Source organism: Nostoc sp. (genome assembly GCF_036917195.1).
GTDB lineage: Bacteria > Cyanobacteriota > Cyanobacteriia > Cyanobacteriales > Nostocaceae > Nostoc.
The window spans coordinates 1-23,395 of sequence record NZ_JBALDG010000044.1 but is presented as its reverse complement, the minus strand read 5'-3'; the positions used below and the strand labels follow the sequence as shown (position 1 = coordinate 23,395).

At 42.5% G+C, this 23,395-nt stretch carries 21 protein-coding genes and 2 pseudogenes; 12 read left to right on the top strand and 11 right to left on the bottom strand.

Features of this window, described 5'->3' with window-relative positions:
- The first annotated feature begins 204 nt into the window (after positions 1 to 204).
- A complete protein-coding gene (locus tag V7K40_RS14905; protein ID WP_334960819.1) occupies positions 205 to 330 on the top strand; it encodes a hypothetical protein in 126 nt (41 codons plus the stop codon).
- Between the two features lie 848 nt (positions 331 to 1,178).
- On the opposite strand, the gene V7K40_RS14900 is transcribed toward V7K40_RS14905, so the two are convergent.
- Entirely contained in the window at positions 1,179 to 2,741 is a 1,563-nt protein-coding gene (locus V7K40_RS14900; protein ID WP_334960818.1) for an ATP-binding protein, read from the bottom strand.
- Between the two features lie 650 nt (positions 2,742 to 3,391).
- Here V7K40_RS14900 and V7K40_RS14895 point away from each other — a divergent pair.
- Positions 3,392 to 3,616, top strand: coding sequence for a hypothetical protein (locus V7K40_RS14895; RefSeq protein ID WP_334960816.1), 225 nt, complete (start codon positions 3,392 to 3,394; stop codon positions 3,614 to 3,616).
- A 41-nt stretch (positions 3,617 to 3,657) separates the two neighbouring features.
- Positions 3,658 to 3,780: pseudogene (locus tag V7K40_RS14890) on the top strand (IS5/IS1182 family transposase); the annotation flags it as partial.
- A 22-nt stretch (positions 3,781 to 3,802) separates the two neighbouring features.
- On the opposite strand, the gene V7K40_RS14885 reads toward V7K40_RS14890, so the two are convergent.
- The 3 genes from V7K40_RS14885 to V7K40_RS14875 form a co-directional block, all read right to left on the bottom strand.
- A complete protein-coding gene (locus tag V7K40_RS14885) occupies positions 3,803 to 4,651 on the bottom strand; it encodes an FkbM family methyltransferase (protein WP_334960814.1) in 849 nt (282 codons plus the stop codon).
- A gap of 686 nt (positions 4,652 to 5,337) precedes the next feature.
- Complete coding sequence (locus tag V7K40_RS14880) at positions 5,338 to 6,231, bottom strand: SDR family oxidoreductase (RefSeq protein ID WP_334960812.1); 894 nt, start codon at positions 6,229 to 6,231, stop codon at positions 5,338 to 5,340.
- Positions 6,232 to 6,322: 91 nt separating this feature from the next.
- Positions 6,323 to 7,249, bottom strand: coding sequence for an AraC family transcriptional regulator (locus tag V7K40_RS14875; protein ID WP_334960810.1), 927 nt, complete (start codon positions 7,247 to 7,249; stop codon positions 6,323 to 6,325).
- A 459-nt stretch (positions 7,250 to 7,708) separates the two neighbouring features.
- Between V7K40_RS14875 and V7K40_RS14870 the strand changes: the two genes are divergently transcribed.
- The 3 genes from V7K40_RS14870 (at position 7,709) to V7K40_RS14860 (ending at position 13,161) form a co-directional block, all read left to right on the top strand.
- Positions 7,709 to 10,354 carry a glucosidase gene (locus tag V7K40_RS14870; protein WP_334960808.1) on the top strand — a complete coding sequence of 882 codons (2,646 nt, stop codon included), beginning with the start codon at positions 7,709 to 7,711 and terminating at the stop codon, positions 10,352 to 10,354.
- Between the two features lie 807 nt (positions 10,355 to 11,161).
- Positions 11,162 to 11,563 carry a fasciclin domain-containing protein gene (locus tag V7K40_RS14865; RefSeq protein WP_334960806.1) on the top strand — a complete coding sequence of 134 codons (402 nt, stop codon included), beginning with the start codon at positions 11,162 to 11,164 and terminating at the stop codon, positions 11,561 to 11,563.
- A gap of 977 nt (positions 11,564 to 12,540) precedes the next feature.
- Entirely contained in the window at positions 12,541 to 13,161 is a 621-nt protein-coding gene (locus V7K40_RS14860) for a DUF1003 domain-containing protein (protein ID WP_334960804.1), read from the top strand.
- Between the two features lie 396 nt (positions 13,162 to 13,557).
- Here V7K40_RS14860 and V7K40_RS14855 read toward each other — a convergent pair whose 3' ends face one another.
- Positions 13,558 to 14,622: an efflux RND transporter periplasmic adaptor subunit gene (locus V7K40_RS14855; RefSeq protein ID WP_334960802.1), complete on the bottom strand. Its 1,065-nt coding sequence runs from the start codon at positions 14,620 to 14,622 to the stop codon at positions 13,558 to 13,560.
- Between the two features lie 153 nt (positions 14,623 to 14,775).
- On the opposite strand from V7K40_RS14855, the gene V7K40_RS14850 reads away from it, so the two are divergent.
- Both V7K40_RS14850 and V7K40_RS14845 read left to right on the top strand, forming a co-directional pair.
- Positions 14,776 to 14,910: a hypothetical protein gene (locus tag V7K40_RS14850; RefSeq protein WP_334960800.1), complete on the top strand. Its 135-nt coding sequence runs from the start codon at positions 14,776 to 14,778 to the stop codon at positions 14,908 to 14,910.
- A 566-nt stretch (positions 14,911 to 15,476) separates the two neighbouring features.
- Positions 15,477 to 16,880: a Rieske 2Fe-2S domain-containing protein gene (locus V7K40_RS14845; RefSeq protein WP_334960798.1), complete on the top strand. Its 1,404-nt coding sequence runs from the start codon at positions 15,477 to 15,479 to the stop codon at positions 16,878 to 16,880.
- A gap of 201 nt (positions 16,881 to 17,081) precedes the next feature.
- Here the strand turns inward: V7K40_RS14845 and V7K40_RS14840 are convergent, their stop codons facing one another.
- The 6 genes and pseudogenes from V7K40_RS14840 to V7K40_RS14815 form a co-directional block, all read right to left on the bottom strand.
- Positions 17,082 to 17,570, bottom strand: coding sequence for a TIGR00725 family protein (locus tag V7K40_RS14840; RefSeq protein WP_334960797.1), 489 nt, complete (start codon positions 17,568 to 17,570; stop codon positions 17,082 to 17,084).
- Between the two features lie 89 nt (positions 17,571 to 17,659).
- Positions 17,660 to 19,126, bottom strand: a complete 1,467-nt coding sequence (gene xylB, locus V7K40_RS14835) for a xylulokinase (RefSeq protein ID WP_334960795.1) — start codon at positions 19,124 to 19,126, stop codon at positions 17,660 to 17,662.
- 124 nt (positions 19,127 to 19,250) lie between these two features.
- Positions 19,251 to 19,427, bottom strand: a complete 177-nt coding sequence (locus tag V7K40_RS14830) for a hypothetical protein (protein ID WP_334960793.1) — start codon at positions 19,425 to 19,427, stop codon at positions 19,251 to 19,253.
- 10 nt (positions 19,428 to 19,437) lie between these two features.
- A complete protein-coding gene (locus V7K40_RS14825; protein WP_334960791.1) occupies positions 19,438 to 20,190 on the bottom strand; it encodes an SDR family NAD(P)-dependent oxidoreductase in 753 nt (250 codons plus the stop codon).
- 245 nt (positions 20,191 to 20,435) lie between these two features.
- Positions 20,436 to 20,797: pseudogene (locus V7K40_RS14820) on the bottom strand (IS1 family transposase); the annotation flags it as partial.
- A gap of 44 nt (positions 20,798 to 20,841) precedes the next feature.
- Positions 20,842 to 21,486 carry a TetR family transcriptional regulator gene (locus tag V7K40_RS14815; RefSeq protein ID WP_334960789.1) on the bottom strand — a complete coding sequence of 215 codons (645 nt, stop codon included), beginning with the start codon at positions 21,484 to 21,486 and terminating at the stop codon, positions 20,842 to 20,844.
- A gap of 85 nt (positions 21,487 to 21,571) precedes the next feature.
- Between V7K40_RS14815 and V7K40_RS14810 the strand changes: the two genes are divergently transcribed.
- The 4 genes from V7K40_RS14810 (at position 21,572) to V7K40_RS14795 (ending at position 23,006) form a co-directional block, all read left to right on the top strand.
- The gene (locus tag V7K40_RS14810; RefSeq protein ID WP_334960787.1) at positions 21,572 to 21,898 is read left to right on the top strand and encodes a hypothetical protein; all 327 of its coding nucleotides are present in this window, start codon (positions 21,572 to 21,574) and stop codon (positions 21,896 to 21,898) included.
- A gap of 107 nt (positions 21,899 to 22,005) precedes the next feature.
- Positions 22,006 to 22,365 (top strand): darcynin family protein, encoded by a 360-nt coding sequence (locus V7K40_RS14805; protein WP_334960785.1) that lies wholly within the window; start codon positions 22,006 to 22,008, stop codon positions 22,363 to 22,365.
- Positions 22,366 to 22,429: 64 nt separating this feature from the next.
- On the top strand, positions 22,430 to 22,825 hold the full coding sequence (locus tag V7K40_RS14800; RefSeq protein ID WP_334960783.1) for an SDR family oxidoreductase: 396 nt from the start codon (positions 22,430 to 22,432) through the stop codon (positions 22,823 to 22,825).
- 28 nt (positions 22,826 to 22,853) lie between these two features.
- Positions 22,854 to 23,006: a hypothetical protein gene (locus tag V7K40_RS14795; RefSeq protein WP_334960781.1), complete on the top strand. Its 153-nt coding sequence runs from the start codon at positions 22,854 to 22,856 to the stop codon at positions 23,004 to 23,006.
- Positions 23,007 to 23,395 lie beyond the last annotated feature (389 nt).

The following is a 23,395-nucleotide window of genomic DNA, read 5'->3' as shown; positions in this document are numbered from 1 at the left end:
TGAATAACCCCCTAACTGTTAAGGGAGAAGTCGGATTTTCTTGGCTCTGTTCAATATAACTGAATGTAACAATACTATCTTTGGCAACTTGGTATCAAATCCGCTTGACAACTGCCTGACCATAGAGATAGTAATTGGTTGCGTTGACTTTAGTGCTTGTTTTCACGAGTTTTTATACTTTAGATTAATTCAGTAATTATAGTTTTGATTGAGTTGAAGTTGGGGTGGCGCTACGCGCTACCCCAACTTCAGAGTGCGCGATCGCCTGAATCGATGATGAAGATACGCCCCGAATTTGATAACCCACAACTTGGGTTATTAGAACAATAGCGCCTAGAAGCGCGAGTACTCGGATATGTAGATGTTTAAGTACTTATATCCTCAGGTATCCGCAATAATTATTACAGGTGCTAAATGAGCGTAGCTTGCCGCCGTAGGCATCGCTCCTTCTAGCTTGTCTACAGAAGGCTCCGCTTGGTGGTGTTTACTATCTATTCACATAGAGATGGTCTAAGATAAATAAATGAAGATGTTAAATGCTGAAATCATAAATAAAATTAATCATTTGTCGTGACAAAACTAGATTTTTGGCATATTAATAGGACTTACGCAAAAATTGCTAAAAAGCTTAATTTCTCGAACCGCCAAGACGCCAAGAGCGCCGAGAATTCGTAGAGTGTGCGTAAGTCCTAATTAAATTAGAGCTATTAATTAATTAAAGCGATTAGCTCATTGTTCTGTCTATATTAAATTAGTAGAGATAACACTTACGTCACCAATTGATATTAACGGAGACAAACATCTGGTAAAAGATTCAAGATAAAATCCCTATTTAGTAGGCAATACTTTTCGGTTAAGGGTGAAAGGGGAAAGTAAAAGGGTTTGAATTTACCTTTCCCTAGACCAAAAGAAAGATTATTGGCTTTATCCGAAAAGTATTGGATTAGCAGGAGCGATCGCTATGATTTTTGGTCAAATTAAATCTATGATTTTCATAACTTCCACTTGCCCTAAAGGCTTGAGGGCTATGACCCACTATGCCCTGTTAAAGCAATTTATACAGCTATATATCGAAAATCCTAAAAATCAGATTCATCTACAGTAAAGTTTACAAGTATGAAGAATTTGGCTTAAAGAACTATTTCTTCATTGAAAAGTTGGAGACATGATACCAAGCGTTATAAATTTGACACAAGTTGCTGAAGGGGAATACGAATAATAAACTCAGCACCAACTCCTGGTTGCGAAATGCATTCTAAAGAACCACGATGTTTTTGTGTGATAATTTGGTAACTAATAGCCAGTCCCATCCCTGTACCTTGTCCAACAGGCTTGGTCGTAAAAAAAGGATTAAATATTTGCTTTAAAGTATCTTCTGGTATTCCTAGCCCATTGTCGGCAATGCTAATAGTGACTTGATCTGGTTCTAGCAATTGGGTGCGAATATAAATTCGCGGATTATCCATTAAATTGTATTTTTTTGTTGTCCACCGACCTTTAACTACTGAATCTTCTAAAACATCGAGTGCATTCACTAAAATATTTAAAAATACTTGGTTTAACTGCCCAGGATAACATTGAACTAAGGGGAGGCTACCGTATTCTTTGATCACCTCAATTTGTAGGCGCTGGTTAGTAGGGTTGAGGCGGCTTTGGATAATCATTATCGTACTATCAATTCCCTCATTAATATCAACTGCTTTCATTTCAGCCTCGTCTAAGCGTGAGAAAGTCCGCAGAGAAAGAACAATATCTCGAATCCGCTCTGCCCCCATGAGCATCGATTTGAATAATTTGGGAAAGTCTGACCTTAAAAAATCTAGTTCAATGAAATTTGTAAACTCCTCAATTGCCTTGACTGATTGGGGATAATGTCTTTGGTAGATATCTAATAGTGAAAATAAATTTTGGGTGTATTCATCAGCCGATTTTAGATTGCCGTAAATAAAGCTAACTGGGTTGTTAATTTCATGGGCAATTCCAGCTACTAATTGCCCCAAACTGACCATTTTCTCATTTTGAATTAACTGAGCTTGAGCCAGCTGTAACTCTTTGAGAGTTGTGGCGAGTTCTTCTTTCTGACTTTGAGTTTGTTTGAGTAATTCTGCTTGCTGTAATGCTACACCTAGCTGAGAAGCAATTTGGCTAAGTATATATACTTGAACTGTTTGCCATTTTCGAGGTGCATCGTTTTGGTAAACTGCTAGCAGTCCCCAAAGTTGTTGACTTTGATAAATAGCAGTAATCACGTAAGCTCTTGCCTGGCATTGCTCTAAAATTTTCAGGTAGCACTTACTAAAGCCAGCACTGTAAACATCGTCACAAACACGATAAGTTTCATTTTGAGAAAAGCGCCCTCCCTGTGTATCTTGTAAATAAGTATCTACAATTGGAGGAATAGATAAATTTTTCAAGCTACATTCACTGATATTTTCTACTAATTGTGGTTGATGCGCTTGCTGCTGAATTAGAGGCAACCAACCTTGTGCTAAGGATTCAGAGACAACTTTTCCACTCCAATCTGGATTGAAACGATATAAAATTACGCGGTCAGAGTTTAACAATTGCCTAATTTCTTGAGTAGTTGTCTGAAAAATATATTCTAAGTCAAGAGATTGACGGATTTTTTCAACGGTGATAGCAACAATCCTCTGAGAATTTGCTGCTTCGAGTGCTTCTATTTGTAGTAATTCTACAGGCTGAGAACTGGCTTTTTCTGAGTATTTATTGGGCTGAAACATGATTTTAGATAATAGTTTAAGATAATTAACAATCAGTCTATAGCAATCCTAAATGATTCATGAGAAAACACCATATTTGTGGAGCTTTGGAAAATCAAAAACTTGACACGTAATATGATCAAGAGCATAGCCACATTTAATTTTGTTGCTAATATTTATACCATTAGTCATCCTTAAGAACCACTTTCGGAAGTTTGACTCGATGACAACATCGCTGGAAACTGGCGGCAAATCTAAGCCTTGATTCTGTGAAGCCATAATTATACTAGACGCAACAAAAATCAACTCTTACCTATAGTTCCCTTTTTCTGCTTCAAAATTAAAATTCTACTGGGAAATTGCCGTGTAATTGACTCAGTAACACTAGGGATGTATCTCTCAATCCTTTGTGAGCAAGCTTTTCGAGACTTAACGGGAAAAGTCAGGTAGTAAATCAGGCATTGTTGCATTGAAGTATCGAATCGGAGCTTCCATTTGTCCTGCAACTTCTTTATTTACGGTCTGGTCATTGGGGGTGTTAGTCGTAAATCTTACATCCAAATGATGGAACACGAAGCTCTTGATGCTGAGAAAGTTGACCGTATCAGACTAATAGTGTAGAATAACAGTTCAATACATAGATGCCAGGAAGTTCAACAATTATGGACTAAGTGGGAACGGATGGGTTTGTACATCTTCTTTTTGCCCAAATATTGCTCCCAAATGAACCCGATAAATTGGAATGGCAACACTTTAAAAAAGATAAACTAGCAGGAAAAATGTTTGATGACGAGCTAGAACTTGCCTATGCCGTAATTGATGGTGTTCAAGCTAGAGGAGAAAAAGGAAACTACATTACACAACGTGTTAAATTTAACTCTAATATCTTCGGTTAAGTTTTCGTTACATACTTATAAATTTCCCCGCCGACTTACTTACATTCGGATGAATTTATCTATTTCAGAATTTGAGCAAAGATTATGAGTTGTATACAAAAGTTAGTCAAGCGACGATTTATAACTCATTAATTCGTCTTCTGGTCAAGCGATTAGCGGCTTAAGCTTTTGTTTATGAACCAGTTCTTAGTCATTCTTTATTGCCAAATAATTAGTTGGTCTGAACTGCTCGAATACTTCCTTATACGATTTGATAGGATGGAGGTAACCGGCAGGAGTAATACGAAATAAACTCATATTTATATTATTGAAAAAATAGTAAAAGTCTTGAAAAAAAGTTCGAGTATCAATATTACATCCCCCGAACTCAAAACTGACTATATTAATTGCTTGTTTAAGGAACATTTCAGATGCACCTACAAGGACATCTAGCTCATGCCCTTCAACATCCAGCTTAAGGAAATCTATCTGCTGAACATTATTTTTGCTACAATAGTTATCAACTGTATCTACTTTTACAAGTTCAGAATCGTCGAAAGTGATACCGAAATGATCGAGTCTGCGCTTAGTGAGAGAAGCTAAAGCTGAACCTGCTTTATTATAATGCAATCTCAATTCGCCTTCTATCTTTCCAAGAGCTAAATTGTTTAACTTGACCTTACTCTTTACTTTCGGATCTATACTAGATTTGAGAATTCCAAATGTGTAATAACTTGGCTCAAAACAATGAACCGAAAGGTTGTCTTCTGGAAAAATTCCTAATATAAGTTTTAGATACTGTCCTTGATTGGAACCTACATCAAAAATACAGTAAGGGGCTTTTTGTTTTTGATATACAAAATCCAATACTGCACTTTCACCACTAGATTCAACACTAGCTCCGCAACCAAATCCCATCCAGAATTGAGCCTCAGCAACGGCCTTTTCCAAGAAATCTTGTGTAAAACGGTTTCCTGCAAATTTGGTAAGAGTTTTTCTTAGCATCGACATCTTCAAGTCTCCTTTATTTTTGCATGGCTCTTGGGCAGAACTCACACTCAGACAGGCTCTTGGTTATAGCTCGAGCTTAACGTATCTGGAGGGCAGCGCTTGACGACGACTTTTATCCCTTTAGTTCCCTCGCTTGTCAGGTCATCAACGTATACGGGTTAAACAGCTTTCGTTTCAAAAAAGTTTGAAACTAGCTAAAATAGTAAATGAGTGAGACGGTTAAGTACTAGTTTATGCCCAGTAATCACTAGTAAGTCCTTAGATAAATCCTCTCAAAAAACTTTTATTCTGTTAAACACAAAAGTAAAGGTGAGAAGAATATTTGTTGCTTAACAGCATGACTTGTTGCTGTAACAGCTATCGTCTGCCAAAAGCATGAAAATATATAAAGTTTTCATATCCTGGGGTATGAGTAGCATTCGCCCAGAAAACAGGGTTAAGAAATATTACATGAGTAATACAAGCATATTTAAAAGCTGAAACTCTTATTTTCTTGTTGAATAGTGACTTGATGATAAGCAGAGCGTCAATGACCTTAGTTCTGCATAAAATCCTTATCTAATATGGCTTTTAAGCTTATCCCAGTTTTCGGTTCGCCTGCTACTCAAGCCCCTCTTTATGGGCCAAAGGTCATGGTTCCTAAAGCTAGACAACTGAGGCGCAAACCAGAGCGACCCAGAGTATAGTAGGTATTAATCGACATAATGCTGTCTCCTATATTTTTGCTTTTGCTAATCTAAGATTCCGCTGGTGACATCGACCAGCGAACCATGAAATGCCGAAGCTTCATCAGATACTAAAAACATCACAGCCCGTGCCATTTCTTCGACCGTGTTGGTGCGCCCGATGGGAATTGCCCTTGAGCCTTGCTCAAACGTCTGTCTGCGCTGTTCACGTGCCCGACGTAACATCGGTGTATCAACACCACCAGGCGAGATTGAAGTAATCCGAATATTGTCTTTGGCATATTCCAATGCTGCAACTTTGGTTAGTCCGAGAACAGCGTGCTTACTGACACTGTAAGGACCAATTTCCGTATATCCCTTGTATCCTGAAACGGAAGCCATGTTAACGATACAGCCTGCACCCTGCTTGAGCATTTGTGGAATTTCATACTTCAACGAAAGGAATTCACCCACAGCGTTTGTCTGTAGGGTGTCGAGAAAGTCTGCTGTAGGCTGCTCATGCAGTCTGGCAAACTTCGGGTTGAGAATGCCGGCATTATTGAAGGCAATATCCAACCTGCCATATTTGCTCACACAGGCTTCGATTAATGCCTTTACCTGTTTTTCTAGTCTGACATCAGTTTGCATATATGTGGCTTCACCGCCAAAAGCCTTGATCTTGGCTTCGACCTGTTTGCCCAAATTCTCGCGCCGACCACAGAAGAATACCTTTGCGCCTTCGCGGGCAAACGCATAAGCGGTGCCTTCGCCAATACCAGAGGTTGCACCCGTGATCAACACTACCTTCTGTGCAAATTTTCCATTCGAGTGAGTTGTCGTTTCTGGTGCAGGCGGAGTCTGAATGTTGGCGTTTGCTTTACTAGAAGTAAACACACCTACCAAACTTGCTGCACCCACAGCTCCCATTGCCAAAATTCGACGACGCATGTTGTCTGTCATCGCTGCTTTCCTTTACTGTTGTCTCAAGTTCGTTCATCGACTTGAAATCAAAGTAACAAGGAGCCTCGTTCAAGAAATTGTAAATTCTTGCTCAATTTGCATCTGCAAAGTTATGTGAAGTGCTTATCGCTCTGGCAAATGCTTTAGGGGAAACGCCCACGAGTTGCTTGAAGGCTTTAGTAAAGTGCGCCTGATCGTAAAAGCCTACTTGAAAGCCAATGTCAGTTAAGGTTGGATTACCTGAAATTTCAATCAGCCTCTTTGCCTGCTCCACGCGATTTTGCAGCACATATTGATGGGGAGCCAGTCCAATCGACTGTTTGAACAGGCGAGCAAAGTGATAAGCACTTAAATTCGCTTGGGCTGCCAGATCAACTAAATTCAGTTCACCTGTAAGATGGTCATGAATAAAGTCAAGCACCTGCCTCAGTTGCACCGATGACAGTTTGCCGTGCGGTCGAGTCAGCTTGACCATGCGATCGCCATACTGTTCGAGCAAGTGCAGCGCAAAGGCTAGCCCCATTGATTCGCTATAAAGTACACCACCATATCCTGACTCCAACTCCCGGCTCATCCGGGTTGCAAACTGAGTAATTACGGGATCAAATCTACCCCGCTGCTGCTGAAAGGCAATTTTCTCAGGGGCTTTAGTATTGTGAAAAATCTGGTTGACAAACTCTGGATCAAGGGCGATCGCCAGAATTTCTAAAGGGTTGTGCCAGCGAGGGGTATTGATTTCGCCATGACTTTGCAGGCAGAAATCTCCCGGCTGTAATCGGGTCTGCCGCCATTGATTGCCCTCTTTCCATTCAAAGATTGTGGGTACGCCGATATGCACCATCAAGCGATGTCCTTGAATGTAATGTTCGGGAAATTCAGTCGATGGAATGCGATGAAACTCGACTGTAATACCCCGCCAACCTGCGCTAGTGCTAGAATACAGGACTGTCCCTTCTGGAGCAGACGGAAAGAGTCTACCTGTGCGGTAGTCAATCAAGCAAATTTGGCTACTAGACATCGGCGACTTGGCACTTTGGCACTTTCTTGATCATACAACTTGATCGTTATACGCCTGACTGGCAAGCATTTACCCGCATTTCTCACAAGCAGTGCGATGCCTACGGCGGGCTTCGCCTACGCTATTATCCAAACCTTTATCCAGCTTAGATTTTGAGCGTTTTAGGCACTGCACGAATCACAACACTATGTCAACAGGATATTTTATCTCAAGTTTAAGTTACATAAGCGTTTGTATAATTAAAGCACTCAATCCCTTCAATCTTTTATATTCATTTGATGGAGTTGGATAGACCAGATTTAGAAACTAGTAACGTCATTAATCCAATGCTCTCAACGTTTCGATAATTTTACCAAGGCACGGTGATTACCAACGGCAGTTATGATCAGACAAGGGATACACTGACTATCCCTGTCTCGAACTGCAACGCCAGTTAAATCAGATAACCAGAGGGGAACTATGACGGCAGAAAAACAACGATTGCAAGAAGACCGTGATCGCAAAGCCTACTGGCGACGCTGGGGATCTTACCTGAGTGAGCGGCAATGGGGGACGGTGCGAGAAGACTACAGCCCCGACGGGTCAGCTTGGGACTACTTCCCCCATGACCATGCCCGATCACGTGCTTACCGTTGGGGTGAAGATGGCATTGCCGGAATTTCTGACAATCATCAGCGATTATGTTTTGCGATCGCCCTCTGGAATGAGCAAGACCCAATCCTCAAAGAGCGGATGTTTGGCTTAACAAGCAATGAAGGCAATCATAGTGAAGATGTTAAGGAATACTACTTTTTTCTTGACAATACGCCAAGTCATGCGTATATGAAATGCTTGTACAAATATCCGCAGCAGGCATTTCCCTATACGCAACTAGTAGAAGAAAACCGTCGCCGCAGCAAGCAGGAAGCAGAATTTGAATTGATTGACACAGGTGTATTTGACGAAGACGACTACTTTGATGTGTTCATCGAGTACGCCAAAGCCTCTGCTGAAGATATATTAATTCAAATCACGATCGCTAATCGCAGTTCCCAAGCCAAGCCACTTCATTTGCTGCCTTCACTTTGGTTTCGCAATACCTGGTCATGGAATGGCAATAGTGAAAAACCAGTGTTAAAGGTGCTGAAATCCGAGACAGATTTGAGCATCATTGAAGCGTCTCACCCCGGCATGAGCGATTATTGGCTCTACTGTGAGGGTGCAGCAGAACTTTTATTTACTGAGAATGAAACGAATTTTGAGCGGCTGTATGGCGTGGAAAATGCCTCACCCTATGTCAAAGATGGCTTTAATGAGTATGTAGTCCATAAGCGCCAAGATGCAGTGAATCCGAACCGGATCGGTACGAAATTTGCTGCTGATTACAAATTGATCATTCCACCGGGAGCAGAGCATACTGTACGCTTGCGGCTGGCGGATTCATCTGGGATTGCCGATCCGTTTGGCAGTGAGTTCGAGCAAATTTTTGGCGATCGCAAACAAGAAGCCGACGATTTCTATGACCAGATTACGAAGTTTCCCCTACCCGACGACGAACGTATAATCCAGCGTCAGGCCTTTGCTGGGATGCTCTGGAGCAAACAGTTTTATCTGTATATAATCGAAGATTGGCTCAAAGGCGACTCAGCTACTCTAACTCCCCCCGATTCGCGTCGGAGTGTTCGCAACACAGATTGGGTACATCTGTATATTGATGATGTTCTCTCTATGCCAGACACCTGGGAATATCCTTGGTTTGCCGCTTGGGATTTGGCATTTCACATGATTCCTTTGGCAATGATTGACCCAGATTTTGCCAAACGACAACTGGAACGCCTGACGCGGGAATGGTATATGCATCCGAACGGACAGTTGCCTGCATATGAGTGGCAACTGAGCGATGTCAATCCACCTGTACACGCTTGGGCAGTGTGGCAGGTCTATCAGATCGAGCAGCAGTTCCACGGACACGCTGATAAGCAGTTTCTCGAACGGGTATTTCAAAAGCTGTTGCTCAACTTTACTTGGTGGGTCAACCGTAAAGATGCCGACGGTAAAAACATTTTTCAGGGCGGCTTTTTGGGTATGGACAATATTGGCGTGTTTGATCGCAGTGCGCCCTTACCAACAGGCGGTGATTTAGAGCAGGCAGACGGCACAAGCTGGATGGCGATGTTTTGCATGAATATGCTCACCATCGCCTTAGAACTTGCTGTGGATGAACCCATCTACGAAGACATTGCCAGCAAATTCTTTGAGCATTTCCTGCGAATTGCAGCCGCGATGGATGGGATTGGTGAAGATGAACTTGTCCTTTGGGATGATGAGGACGGATTCTTTTACGATGTGCTGCGCTTCCCAGATGGACATCATTGTCCAATGAAAGTGCGATCGCTAGTTGGTTTAGTGCCTTTGTTTGCGGTAGGAACGTTGGAACCCGAAACTATAGAAAAACTCAGCGGATTCCGCAAGCGAACTGAGTGGTTTCTTGAAAATCGCCCGGATCTTACAACTGGAATTGCCTGTATGCACACCCAAGGCGAACACCAGCGCCGTTTATTAGCAATCTTAAATGTCAATAAGCTAACTCGCATCTTAAAGCGAATGTTGGATGAGGGTGAGTTTTTAAGTCCTTACGGAATCCGCTCTGTATCGAAATTTCATGCCGAGAATCCCTTCATCATCCACGTCAACGATCAGGAGTATCGAGTGGACTACGAACCAGCTGAATCCACAAGCAATTTATTCGGTGGTAATTCTAACTGGCGTGGCCCGATTTGGTTTCCAGTGAATTATCTGCTGATTGAAGCTCTAAACCATTTTCATGAATACTTAGGAGATGACTACAAAGTAGAATGTCCCACTGGTTCTGGACAATGGATGACACTTAAGGAGGTAGCGATTGATTTGTCAAAACGACTTAAACGGATTTTTCAACAAAATGGTAGCGATCGCCGACCTGTCTACGGTGCTGTCGAGATTTTTCAGAAGAATCCTCATTGGCGAAATTTACTCACATTTAATGAGTATTTTCATGGTGACAATGGCGCTGGCTTAGGAGCAAGCCACCAAACTGGCTGGACAGGAGTGATTGCAGAATTAATTCATCGGTGTGGCAAAAGCTGATTAGAGTTGTCCAAAAACTCCAAAGCCCGACTGTTCAATGCTTTGAGACTAAGCTTTAATATTTTCGTGAAAACGTAGTCATAAATGTTTGAGAGAGTTACTGACAGTTTAGAGCCATAAAAATCACCTCCTAATTATTAAAACTTGCATTCTTATTAAGAATAACTAATTGGGTAGAACTAAACTGCCAATTCTCAATCTAACCAACCTACAAATGGTTAGAATAATTTGCTCATAAGTATCCATTCTTAAGCAAAATATTTGTGAGGTTATACAAAATATTTTGAGCAATCGAATCAAATGCTCAATAAATATTCGATTACTAGATAAAGCTTTACTTTCATCTAGCTCGATTTTCACGCAACTTTTTGACAAAATTCTCTGCAACAACAGCATAATCATATTCTGGTGCGAAATTTGCTCTTACATCTTTAACTGATTAATTATAGGACTTACGCACATTCTACGAATTCTTCTCTACGAGACGCTGCGCGAAGGCGCTCTTGGCGTCTTGGCGGTAGCCTGCGGCAAGCCACTACGTGTCTACGATAAATTAAGCTTTTTAGCAATTTTTGCGTAAGTCCTGAATTAGCTTTACTTATGTTATGAGGTCAGCTAAGGGATTAACACTGATATTTAAAACCACATATTTTAGATAAAAATCCACTGAGACAGGTATTCATCACAGAAGGATACCTTCGGGGAGATATTTTTCAATTGAATCTAGCTTAGGTTTATAGTCTAAAAATACATTTATGTGTTAAATCTTTTAACATCAAGTTTTCACAACAACTGAGGCGACATCAGATGCCAGATATTATAGATACTGCAATTAATGCAGGTTCTTTCAACACCTTAGTAACAGCTATTACTACTGCTGGTCTTGATACTGCCCTTAAAGGAGATGGCCCATTCACTGTTTTTGCACCAACAGACGAAGCCTTTTCCAAACTACCATCAGGAGCCGTAGAGGACCTGCTACAGGATGTAATTAAGTTAAGAAAGGTTTTAGAGTACCATGTGGTTACTAGCAAAATTAATGCGACTGATTTAGTTCAGTTGCAAAAGCTAACAACAAGTGAGGGAAAAGATATCAAAGTTAATGCTGAGAATAATCTTAAGGTAAATGATGCTTACATTGTGACTTCGGATGTGGAAGCTGACAATGGTGTTATCCATGTCATTGATAATGTATTATTCCCTGAATAACTTTATTCAGACACTTGCTTTCATTAAAATTTTAAATTCTGAGCGGTTCAGAATTTAATTTTTTGTCTTTGTTGGCAATCAAAATGACCCAAACCAAATATACAGATTCAGATTGGGTAGTTAATGTTGTATATTTGTTGCTGATAATTGGATTTAAATAGTGAAATATTTCCAGTACATCGGCAGTAGATATACAACATATCATTAAACTCAACGAGGCTGTCACCAACCCACTTGGTCTTCAAAACGGAACGTGAAAGTTTTCCTTCATTCTGCTCTTCAGTGATTTGGTGCTTGTTATGCATACCTTTTAGCTTACGAAATAATGCTTCTAATGTTGACCCATCAGCTATCCAAATTCGTTCAAAGCTACCAAGTGCAAACTTAGCACTATCTGGTAAGCTAAAAATTTTTTAATTTGCGTCCTCCAAAAAATAAATCTCTTGTGGGGTGGGCCGAAAAGCCCGCTCTAGTTGTGCAAATTAAATGCGCGACAGGTTAGTGGTCAATTTTTCATTTTGAGCAACGGGCGCAGCGGAATAACTGCCTTCTCTAAAAGACGCGCAAGGGACATGACAGTCTTTCTCAGGACTTACGCAAAAATAACGTAATTTCGTCATTACGAGCGATAGCGAAGTAATCCCCCCTGACGCTGGGATTGCTTCCTTACACCTGTTTCGGTCGCAATGATAATATCGGCGTTGCGTAAGTCCTATTTCTGTTTAGCGCCACAATCTCTTTATACGACCATGGAACGGGCGTGGCAAAGTAAATGCCTTTATAATTAGATTTCGGTTTAAAACCTTGAGCTTGGTTTTCGACAAACTCTAAAAATCTTGTTTGATTCAGCAGCAATAGCAATGTGCCAAAATCTGTCTTTTGGTACTTTCATATGTTTTTTCTACCTCAAAGTATAGATCCGCAGTGTAAACTTGAGTTAAGAAATTGGAGGAATCATTTATCAAGTCAGACTACCAATGCTCTCCCAAAATAAACCAAATCCAAGCGATTCACCGCAAGTATCGTGTCAAACCATTCTGCCCACAGCCCCATTACCGTCAGCTATTAGTCAAAATATCGAAACTATCATCGCCTTACATAGGCGGTACGAGAAGGATGTACCTCGCCACCAGCGGGTTGTAGAAGCGGCAAGCGCCTTTTTTGGTCGTCCGGCATTCCTTTACAGTATCCTAATAGGAATGACACTGTGGGTAATACCTAATATTTTACCACGACGTTTAGGCTTATCAAGATTTGACCCCCCGCCATTTTCTTGGCTCCAATTTTCACTAACTACTGGTTCACTGTTAGTCACAACAGGGGTGCTGATTAAACAAGAGCGACAAGAAAAATTAGCAGAGCAAAGGGCGCAACTTAGTCTTCAACTCAACCTACTTTCTGAGCAGAAAATCGCTAAACTTATCGGTTTAGTTGAAGAATTACGCCAGGATATTCCTAATGTCAAAAATCGCTCTGACCCGGAGGCTGAAATGATGAAGTCTCCTACTGATCCGCATGCAATTATAAATGTATTAGAAGAAACCTTAGCATCAGAGTTAGCAAATTTCTCTCAGCAAAAAACACCAACTCAGGAGTGACAAAGCAAGCGTAGTATTAGAACAAGTATAAAATAAGCAACTTCTTGAACGCACCTGCTGCTCATTCTAATTAACCAACTTCTCATCTAAACAAGGAATTCCCCACTGCCCAAACTTTACTACTCAGTTTCTTGATCACAGTCAGCAACGCTGAATAATGTTACAAGCACTCGTGCAAGTACTCTAAACCTAAGTTTTCTCTAATAACTGGAGCAATTTTAAGCTTTTTGAGCCGTCTTAGGCAAGATGCAGACCTCTGAGTAAATTGCCTTCTCTTAGCAAAAACGCCCAAGGGACGGCACGCAAGAGTGGGTGATCACCTAATGTAACCATTTTTTGGAATTTGGGGTGCTAAAGAAATTCAAAAAACTTATTGATAAATAATTTTAATAAGTTTTATTTAGTTTCAATTTTTACAACTGCTGACATTCCCGGATTAAATCGGGATTCGTAACCTTGAATACTTGACTCATTAAACACAATCTTGACGGGAATTTGATGTAATGAATTACTAGAAGCTGAATTACTCGTAAGATTATCTTGTGGCATAAAAGCGATACTATCTACCTTGCCTTGAAACTGCCGATTAGCAAAGGCTGAGACTGTAATTTTCACCTTTTGGCCTGGCTGTATCTTTTCTAACTGCTTTTCTGGGAAATAGGCAATAATCCAAGGACGTGGCTGCATTATTGATAAGAGAGTTTGCCCTGGAATCACCTGCTGTCCTACTTGGACATTTTTATTGCCAACTAGTCCACCAACCACAGTGGCAATGTTAGTGTATTCCAATTCCAGTTCCGCTTTTTTTACCTCTACCTGCTTTTGAGTAAAATTAGCCAACGCTATCTTATATTGTTGCTCATTTAGCTTCTTTTGCTGATTTAGGACTTGTGCTTGTAAAGTTCTTTTTTTAATCAAAGCTTTTTGTTCTATTTGAGCATTTTTGTTTTTGGGAACTGGCTGGGGTTCTGGAGTATCAATAACAATTTTGATAATTTTTTCTCGTGCCAATGCTGCTTGCTGTTTAGCTAATTCTAGAGATGTTTTTGCCTGTGCCAGAGATAATTGATAGTTACTTTTGTCAAGTTTAACTAATATCATGCCCGGAGATACCATTTGATTATCATTAAATGTAATTTCAGTGACTATTCCTGATACACGAGTAGTCACAGGGTTAATCTCTGCGGTGAGATGAGCATTATCAGTTTGTAGATATTTTTGTGTGTATTGCCATTGACGGTAAGCATAATTTCCTAAATAAATTGCAACAATACTCAACAATACTCCCGATCCTGTAAGCAATAGCAGATACCGAACCCAAGAAGGTGATAATTTTTTGTTGAGAGGATTGTTCAATTCAGTAGAAGTGTTAGTTGGCTCCTGTTGCGACAACACGGGAGTTTTTTGTTCTGATAATTTTGTAAATTTTTGGGACTGTTGTAAAAAATTCAAGCGTTTCATCAGTGTTTTTCATGTAAAGAAAAATCTCTGTATAAAGATTGGCACTACTTAACTAGTCCACTTATAGAATACGGTAAATATCACTTAAGTGCATAGTTCTCTCAAAATAGCTTCATAAGTCACTATATCTGAAATCTACAGGGAGTTTTGCAGATGGGGATTGGGACCCCAGCTGAAGATAAGCCACCAAAAAGTGGTGCTTTTGTTCTGGCGGTAAGTATAACACCAAAGTTTCAGCATGTATTTAAGAGGATTACGGGAGAAAGCGATGCCTGCGGTGGTCACTGAGCTTTGTTGTACCCCTACGGAGAAGCAAGCTACGCGCAGCGTCTCGTAGAGAAGTGCGGGCTACACCTACGTAAAAAACCTCGCTCAGATTGCTGATAATAGCGTAGATGGCTCCTACCTTCATGAGCCGACTGTTTTTTGATAAACCAAACACATAATCTACTTTTGATTGAGACTTAATATTATGTCCGTTTAATTTGGCGTTAATAAAAAGGGTAACCAGGATGCTGTTTGAAAACTGCTTGCACAACTCCTGCCTACTTGCTTTGAAAACAAGACAAAAGCGTTTGTGTAAAGAAAATAGATTATGCGCGATCGCTTCCATAACTAAACTTTTTACCTCATCCACTCTACCTCAATCGGGCGCAGACGCAATTAGAGCGGTGAGAGTTGTCACTGTAGGGGAGGATTAAGAAACTTATCAATATATACTGGTAGCATATTATCTGCTGTCTCAGTGACTATTCATCAAATCAATCTTTTGCATTACGATCACCATACAGCCAATGTTCATACTAGCTAAAATAAAGCTAAGAGTTGGCAATAAAAATTAATAAACATTAAAAATGCTTGAGAAAGAAGTTAATGTCAGAGATAGTTTTCAAGAAAAAAAGCCTGCGGGCGGCAGTGATCCGAATCGTTTTGATTGTAAAGAGACGTGGTATCCCATCCATTACCTAGAGGACTTAGACAAATCAAAACCAACCCCTTTTACAGTGTTGGGAAGAGATATTGTAATTTGGTGGGATAGACTTGCCCAATCTTGGAGAAGTTTTGAAGACCAGTGTCCTCATCGTTTAGCACCGTTGTCCGAAGGCAGAATTAGTGATGAAGGGCTGTTGGAATGTCCCTATCACGGTTGGGCTTTTTCTGGAGATGGAAATTGTCAAAGGATTCCTCAGCAAGTCAAAGGTGGAACAGCAGAGACTTCTAAACGAGCTTGTGTGGTATCATTACCGACTATTGAAAAGCAAGGACTGCTATTTGTATACGTTGGTGAATATGAAAATGCTGCAAAAACCGAAGTTCCAATTATTCAGCCATTAGAAGAATCTCCTGAAGGATGGGTTGTAATTAATACATTTAGAGATGTGCCTTATGATGCATTAACACTTTTAGAAAATATACTAGATCCTAGCCACATATCCTTTACACACCATAAAACGGTAGGAAATAGGGCAAATGCAGCACCTTTGGAACTTGAAGTCATTGAATCTGGCAAACATGGATTCAAAGGGATTTGGAAACAAGGTTTGAAACCAGGGCAATCAGGAGAGTTATCTACAACCTTCGTTGCTCCAAGTTTAATGTGGCATGACATCAACTCCCAGCGCGGCAGAATTCTAACCGTTGTTTATGCTACACCCATACGTAAAGGAGAATGTCGTGTATTTGCACGTTTTCCTTTTAAGTTTCCTGATAAACTTCCAGGTTGGTTTATTAAGCTGAGACCGCGTTGGTATTATCACATTGGACAAAATGGTGTTTTAGAAGATGATCAAATTTTTCTCCACTATCAAGAAAGGTATCTTGAAGCCAAAGGAGGTAGCCTTAACTTTACTAAAGCCTTTTACCTTCCAACCAAAGCAGATAGTTTTGTATTTGAGTTCCGTCAGTGGGTAAACCAATATAACGCTGAACCATTTGCCAAAGAGACTTTTTCTCCCCCATTGGCAAAGTCCGTGCTGTTGGAGAGGTATCATTCTCATACAGAAAAATGTGCCAGTTGTAGCTCGGCGCTTTCTATTATTGAGCAATTGAAATTCGGAAGTGGAGTTGCAGCAGTACTTACTTTGGCTTCCACTCCAATACTTTTTTCATTTTTTCACACAACATCAGTTGTAGCAGTTGTGATTGAAACTGTAACTCCCTTAATCTTTGGAGCAGCATGGATCGGACTGAGTAAGTTGGTTATTCAGTTTTATGATGGACAAGCCGTACCTCCACGAAACCGACGCGAGAAAAATTGAAACCTAACTTCGGTCTATTAAATGTGAGAAGACTGTACTAAGTAAGTCGGTGAAAAAAATTCAATGTATATGAAGAAATATAAAGTTGAAGTAGGGTGTGTTACGCCGTAGGCTAACGCACTTTGAATTGTTGGAACGATTTAAATTTCTTAACATAGCTTGAAATATTAGCACCGACTTACTTACCTCACGAACAACAAATTAATATAAGATTGCTTTTGCGGTAATGATGGCATTTTCCGCACTCTCCACAATATGAACATTTTCTGGCGACAGCTTTTTGAAGAAAAGTTTGCTTTCTTCATCCTTAGTCAACAAAATTACATGCTTATTTCCTTTCAAAGCTAGGGCAATTTCTGAAGCAGTTCCTGCACCCATACCACAGGCAATTACTACATCACTAGTGAGAACATTAATATTATTTCTAGCATTCCCCATATCTGTCAAAATAGCAATATCCACCCAAGAGGAAATACCATCTTGATTATCACTAGGAAGAATACCAATAGTTAAACCCTGAGCAGATTTTGCACCTTTACTTACGGCATCCATTACACCTACATTTCTACCACCAGTCAGTAAAACCCATCCTTGTTTGGCAATGAGTTGACCTAGTGCATAAGCATTTTGTAAATCATTTGCTGTCGCATTTTCTCCCCTACCCATAACCCCAATAATAATTCTTCTCATAAAATTTCAAATGCCTGCTTTGGTGAGCGTATAGTCAATGAGTCCCTGTGAAGGTTTATACGCCAGAACAGAAGGCAGTATAGTGTTCCTTAACGAACAATTTTTAAGGTATCGTAAAGTAGCTTGTAGCGATTAAACCCTGCTTCATACAAAGGATTTGCCTGCGGCTGTACCACATCACTATCCTGCGGTACTATCTTGAATACAGTTTCTAAATTAGGGTAAGCACCAACACCCACCATTGCCAAAAGAGCTGCTCCGTAAGCCGCTCCTTCTTCGGCTTTGGGAGCAATCAGTTCTGTTTGCAAAACATCTGCTAAAATTCGTAACCAAATGTTAGAGCGTGCCCCTCCACCCGTTGCCAAGAGTTGATGAACAGGAGCAAGCACGCTGATGACTGAGAATGCTGACTGCAAGCTGAATGCAACCCCCTCTAAAACGGCACGAATTATATCTGCCTGCGTATGAGCTAATGACAAATTCACTAAAGCACCCCGAGTATGTGGATCAAGATGAGGACTGCGTTCTCCTGAAAGGTGAGGCAGAAATAGAAGACCACGGGCACCAGGCTGCGATCGCTCTGCCATATCCATGAGATCGGTGTAAGATATATGCGGTGCAAATGTATCTCGATACCAGCGCAGAGAACCACCGGCAGCCAGTGTTACTCCCAAGAAATGATAGCCACCATCTACATGGCAGAACAAATGCACCCGGCCTTCTGGATCGGGAATTGGGCGATCGCACGCTACAAAGATAACTCCTGATGTACCAATACTTAAACTACCCCGGTTCAGGTTGCTTGATGAGATGCCCAAACTGATCGCTGCTGCTGCATTATCACCTCCGCCTGCGACCACAGGTAATCCCACAGGTAATCCCACGCGGGCGGCTATTTCTGATTTTAGCCGTCCCGCGATCGCGGTAGATTCGATGACTGGGGGGAATAACGCTGGATTGATATCGAGAGCATGGAGAATATCTGTATCCCATTGCCGATTCGCCAGATTCAGACAGCCAACACCAGACGCATCAGATGGTTCTGTGACTACTTCGCCAGTTAGCACAAATCCCAGATAATCTTTTGGTAAAAGAATTTGCCACAACCGAGCATAGGCTTGTGGTTCTTCAGTCCGCAACCATAGGAGCTTCGGCAGTTGAAACCCTGTAATTGCCGGATTTCCAGTCCGCTGGATCAACTCCTGACGGGAAATCGTGGCTTCAATCTCAACAACAGCTTTACCTGTGCGCTGGTCATTCCATAAAATTGCCGGTCTGATCGCTTTGCCTTGGGCGTCGAGAGGAACCATGCCATGCATTTGTCCAGATAAACCGAGGGCAATTGCTCGGTATCCGTCTAGCTGTTGAGTAACATCGAACAGAGCATCCAAACTTGCTTCGACCCAATCCGATGAGTTCTGTTCCGTCCAACCGGGTTGTGGAGTTAACAGGGGATAGCTTCTGGTTGTTTGAGCGATAATTTGCCCTTGCAGATTAACTGCGATCGCCCGCACTCCTCCTGTACCTAAGTCTAAACCTACTACGATGTCAGTCAATTGTCCCTCCTAAATTATCAATACCTATTGGACTTACGCAAAAACTCTCTAAAACCCTGTTTCCTTGTGTCCTTTATGTCCTTTGTGATTCGTTTTTTATAATTTTGTGTAAATCCTGAAACCTTTAAATAACTATACTTTTGCGACAACATTCCCCATACTTGGGTTCAGCGATCACAAACCAGGTGTAGGTGTTTAGGTTACATTCAGCAGCAGAGGGCTTGGTGGTCGAACTGAAGCGTTCGATACCTGCGTACAGAGGACAAGAGACATGCTTTGCATAAATTTGTGCTTTTGTCAATGCATAAATCCTATTCCTGTTGCGTTGGTCGGATCAAAATTTCATTCACGTTGACGTGAGGCGGTTGGGTAACGGCATAGGCGATCGCCCGTGCAATATCTTCTGGTTGCAGGGGAGTGACGACGCCTTTCAACAGGGCTTCGAGCGCCTGTTTCGCTGCCGGATCGGTGAGGTTGTTGTTAATTTCGGTGGCAACCATACCGGGTTCAATAATGGTGACGCGAATATTGTGTTTGTGAACTTCCTGCCGCAGAGCTTCTGAAATCGCATTCACGCCATATTTGCTGGCACTGTACACACTAATGCCCGCCTGTGTAATCCTTCCAGCAAGGGAGGAAAGATTGACCACATGCCCAACGCCCTGTGCTTTGAAGATGGGCAAAACAGCATGAGTCGCATACAGCAATCCCAAAACGTTCAGGTCGAACAGTTGCCGCCACTCTGCTGGATTGCCATCCTCAATCGTTCCCAATGCTGCAATGCCCGCATTATTCACAAGAATATCGATTCGTCCCAAAGTTTTGTTGACATGATGCACCAGTGAGTTCACTTGAGTTTCATCGCTAGCATCCGTGACAATCGGTAAAGCCTTTCCCCCAACCGCTTCAATTTTTTGTGCAACTTCGTTCAATCGCTCGATTCGACGAGCCGCGATCGCCACGTGTGCGCCTTCTTCCGCAAGAGCGATCGCCGTCGCCGCCCCAATTCCTGAAGATGCACCTGTAATAATTGCTACCTTTGCGTCTAATTTGCCTACCATCATTTGCTCCTGATAATTTTCTGATACTTAATGATTGAACTCACTCTCTAGTAACTGTAGCCCATCACTATCAGTTTCAACCGAGTACCACTGACCGCACTTTTTTTCAGTGGCTTTCTGATGGTTCGATACCTGCGTACAGAGGATAAGAGACATACTTTGGATAAAGGCGTTGCTGAAAGTGTAATGATTTACAGCTATTTTCAGGTAAATAGACCACGCGGTAGGGGCACAGCATTGCTGTGCCCCTACGATAGATGTGGTTCAAATACATGAAAACTGCTGTAAGCAAAGAGAGGAACTGTGCGAAATCTCAAATAGTAAAGCAACAAGCGGAGTGAACATTTAAGCATCTCTAGAGATTTGGAGTAGCACAAGGTCTTGCGGTGTAGTCTTGCCATGTCGTAGACGGGTGTTCTCTCCTTCTCCCAAAGGGAGACGCTGCGCGAACAACTCGCGTCATATAGGTCTTACTAATAATCTAGTCGCCTGACTCTATAAACATGGGATAGACTTTCCATCCATCAGTGATATAGAAGAAACAGTGCCAACACTTAACGATCAACCATAAAGGCGCAAAGGTTAAGGATCTTGGCTCAATGCCTACAATTGTCACACCATAAGGGGAACAATTCAGCCCAGCTTTCACCCAACTTAATTGTCTAATTCACGTCCGGCCAATACACTGAGATAGGCGCAAAACATATCAGCTATGGCATCGGCGTAGGCTTCGATCTCTGCGGGGGTTCGAGGAGTTTCCGAAAAATGCTTTCCCACCTTGCTTAGCGTCGTTGTGATCAGGTCGCCGGCCAGTGCACGAGTCGCTTCTGAGGTCTGGGGCAGCGCCTCCTGCATGAAGATTTGGACAATGCGGGTTCCTGACGCCCTTACCTCTTGCGCTTCGGGGGCATCACGATAAAGAGGGGCGGCATCATTGAGCGCCCCACGGATCTCGGCCTCATCACATTCCGAGCGGATGAAGGCATGGACTAAGGTGCGTAGTCTTTCAAGCGGCGGTCTTTGGACATCCTCAAGAATGCCACGTAGCAACTCGGTCGTCTGCCGCCATTCATCGCTCTGGAGCCGGAAGAGGATCGCCACCTTATTCGGAAAATACTGATACAGCGATCCGACACTGACTCCGGCCCTCTCGGCCACCCGCGCCGTGGTGAAGCGGTGTGCACCTTCCTTTGCCAAAACCTGAACCGCCGCCTCTAGAATGATGGCGACAAGCTCATTCGAGCGGGCCTGCTGGGGCTGTTTTCGTAAGGAAATTAGGGCGTTTCGGCGTTCAGGCATGGGACTGTGGTAAATGCGAATTGCATAACCTGAATAATTAGTCGTATTATAGCACCAGGACGCAATTAACTCAAAGGAGGCCGGCATGACTACCCTGACCACTAGCCCACTAGCACCCCTGTTGGCTCGCTTGTTTGACGAGGATGCGGTGTCATTACCAAAGACGAGCTTTGCCGTCGCCCACCTCTTTGCCGAAGAGCGGGCACGACTAATGTGCAGTAAGACCGATTACCTCGACTTCTATGAGCGCCTGAAGGAGTTTCCGCTGGCTGTCTCACGAGAAACCGGCACGCTGCTCTACATGCTGGCGCGAGGCAGAAGAGCACGAACGATCATCGAGTTCGGAACCTCGTTCAGCATCTCGACCCTGCACCTCACCGCGCACGGGACACGTTCCCAGAAACGCGACTAGTGAATACGACAAATTCGTCATATTTTTTGAACGAAGTAAATGGCGTACCAGCCTCAATTAGGTTGAGTTCGTCCAGAAATTTAGCTGCTAATTAAGAGGTAACAAACATGTCTGAAACGAATACTGCCGACAGGACACTAACGGTGTTCATGTTGGTCAAGACAACCCCGGAGTGGCTTGGTATTCCTGTTGAGGAGCGGATTAAGATTGCTCGTCACACCCTGCAGCCCCTTTTTGACGAATTCCACAACAGGCTTCGTCTGAAGTGGTATGACGTCGAATTCTACACTGCACGGATCACAGACGTCTGGATGATAGAGGCAGAGGATCATCAGAGCTACCAGTTGTTCTGCGAGAAGCTCCGCGAGACGCCGTTCTGGGATCGCTACTTCCGAGTCGAGGAGATCCTTCCTGGTGAGGAGAACGCCTGGGCGAAGAACTACGAGATTGATCCGCTTCGATCTTGATTCCCTGCAGTCACTGCAAAGCAGGCAGACTTGAGACGCAGCAATGTAACTCGCGGGTAAAAGCGTGTGGAGACCGCCACGCGATATCGACGCTGCCGTTGCCGTTCTGTACGAAGCGATCGCACTCCCTTCGCGGTTAGTGCGGTCTACGTTACCGGGCTATGCTGCCTATGCCAGCAGCAAGGGCGCGATCAAAGCCTTAACTCGATACATGGCAAAAGAGTTGGGACAAAGACAAATTACGGTGAATGCGGTTGCACCGGGCCCGATCAAAACTGACTTTGCAGGTGGATCAGTACGGGACAATCCAGAAATTAATAAAATGCTGGCTTCCCAAACTGCGCTAGGTCGCGTGGGTTTGCCCGATGATGTTGGCGGTGCGATCGCGTTATTGCTGTCTCAAGAGAACCGATGGATCAATGGAGAAAGAATCGAAATCTCTGGCGGTCAATCTCTATAGTTCTAGCTTACCAGTCACAGCTGACCCAATGTTGTTCGACCAACTCAACCGATTGGTGAGCATCGACCAGTTTCAAGTTCACATCGCACAGACGTTTCTGCTCGAAGAAGCTGCGCCAGCGCAGCCAGCGATGAAGAAGCATTATCTGGGCAAAATCGTGTTGCGCGTCAGCGGCGAATAAGAGCCAATTGAAAGAATGTCGCCATCAATCACCAACCTCTGCTCAGTGGTCTCAATCATGTGAGTAAGGCATTGCTGGTTTGCTCACGTCCCAATCAGGCGGGTCGCGAAATCGCTCCACCAAAAAATCGACAGTTAGGGACTTCCAAGAAATAAATTACTCAGCAAAAATCATAAGTTCACATTTAAAAGATAATAATAATCATTCTGAAACGAAGAGAGGTGGTTGCCATCGGCAACCACCTCTCTTTGCTTAAATCATTACACTTTCAGCAACGCCTGGATAAACTTTTGCTTTTATAGCCCTACGCAAATACGTTAGGACATTGTTTGAATGCGGCATCGACACAATCACGAAAGCGATTAAATTCATGCCAACGTTGCCGCATC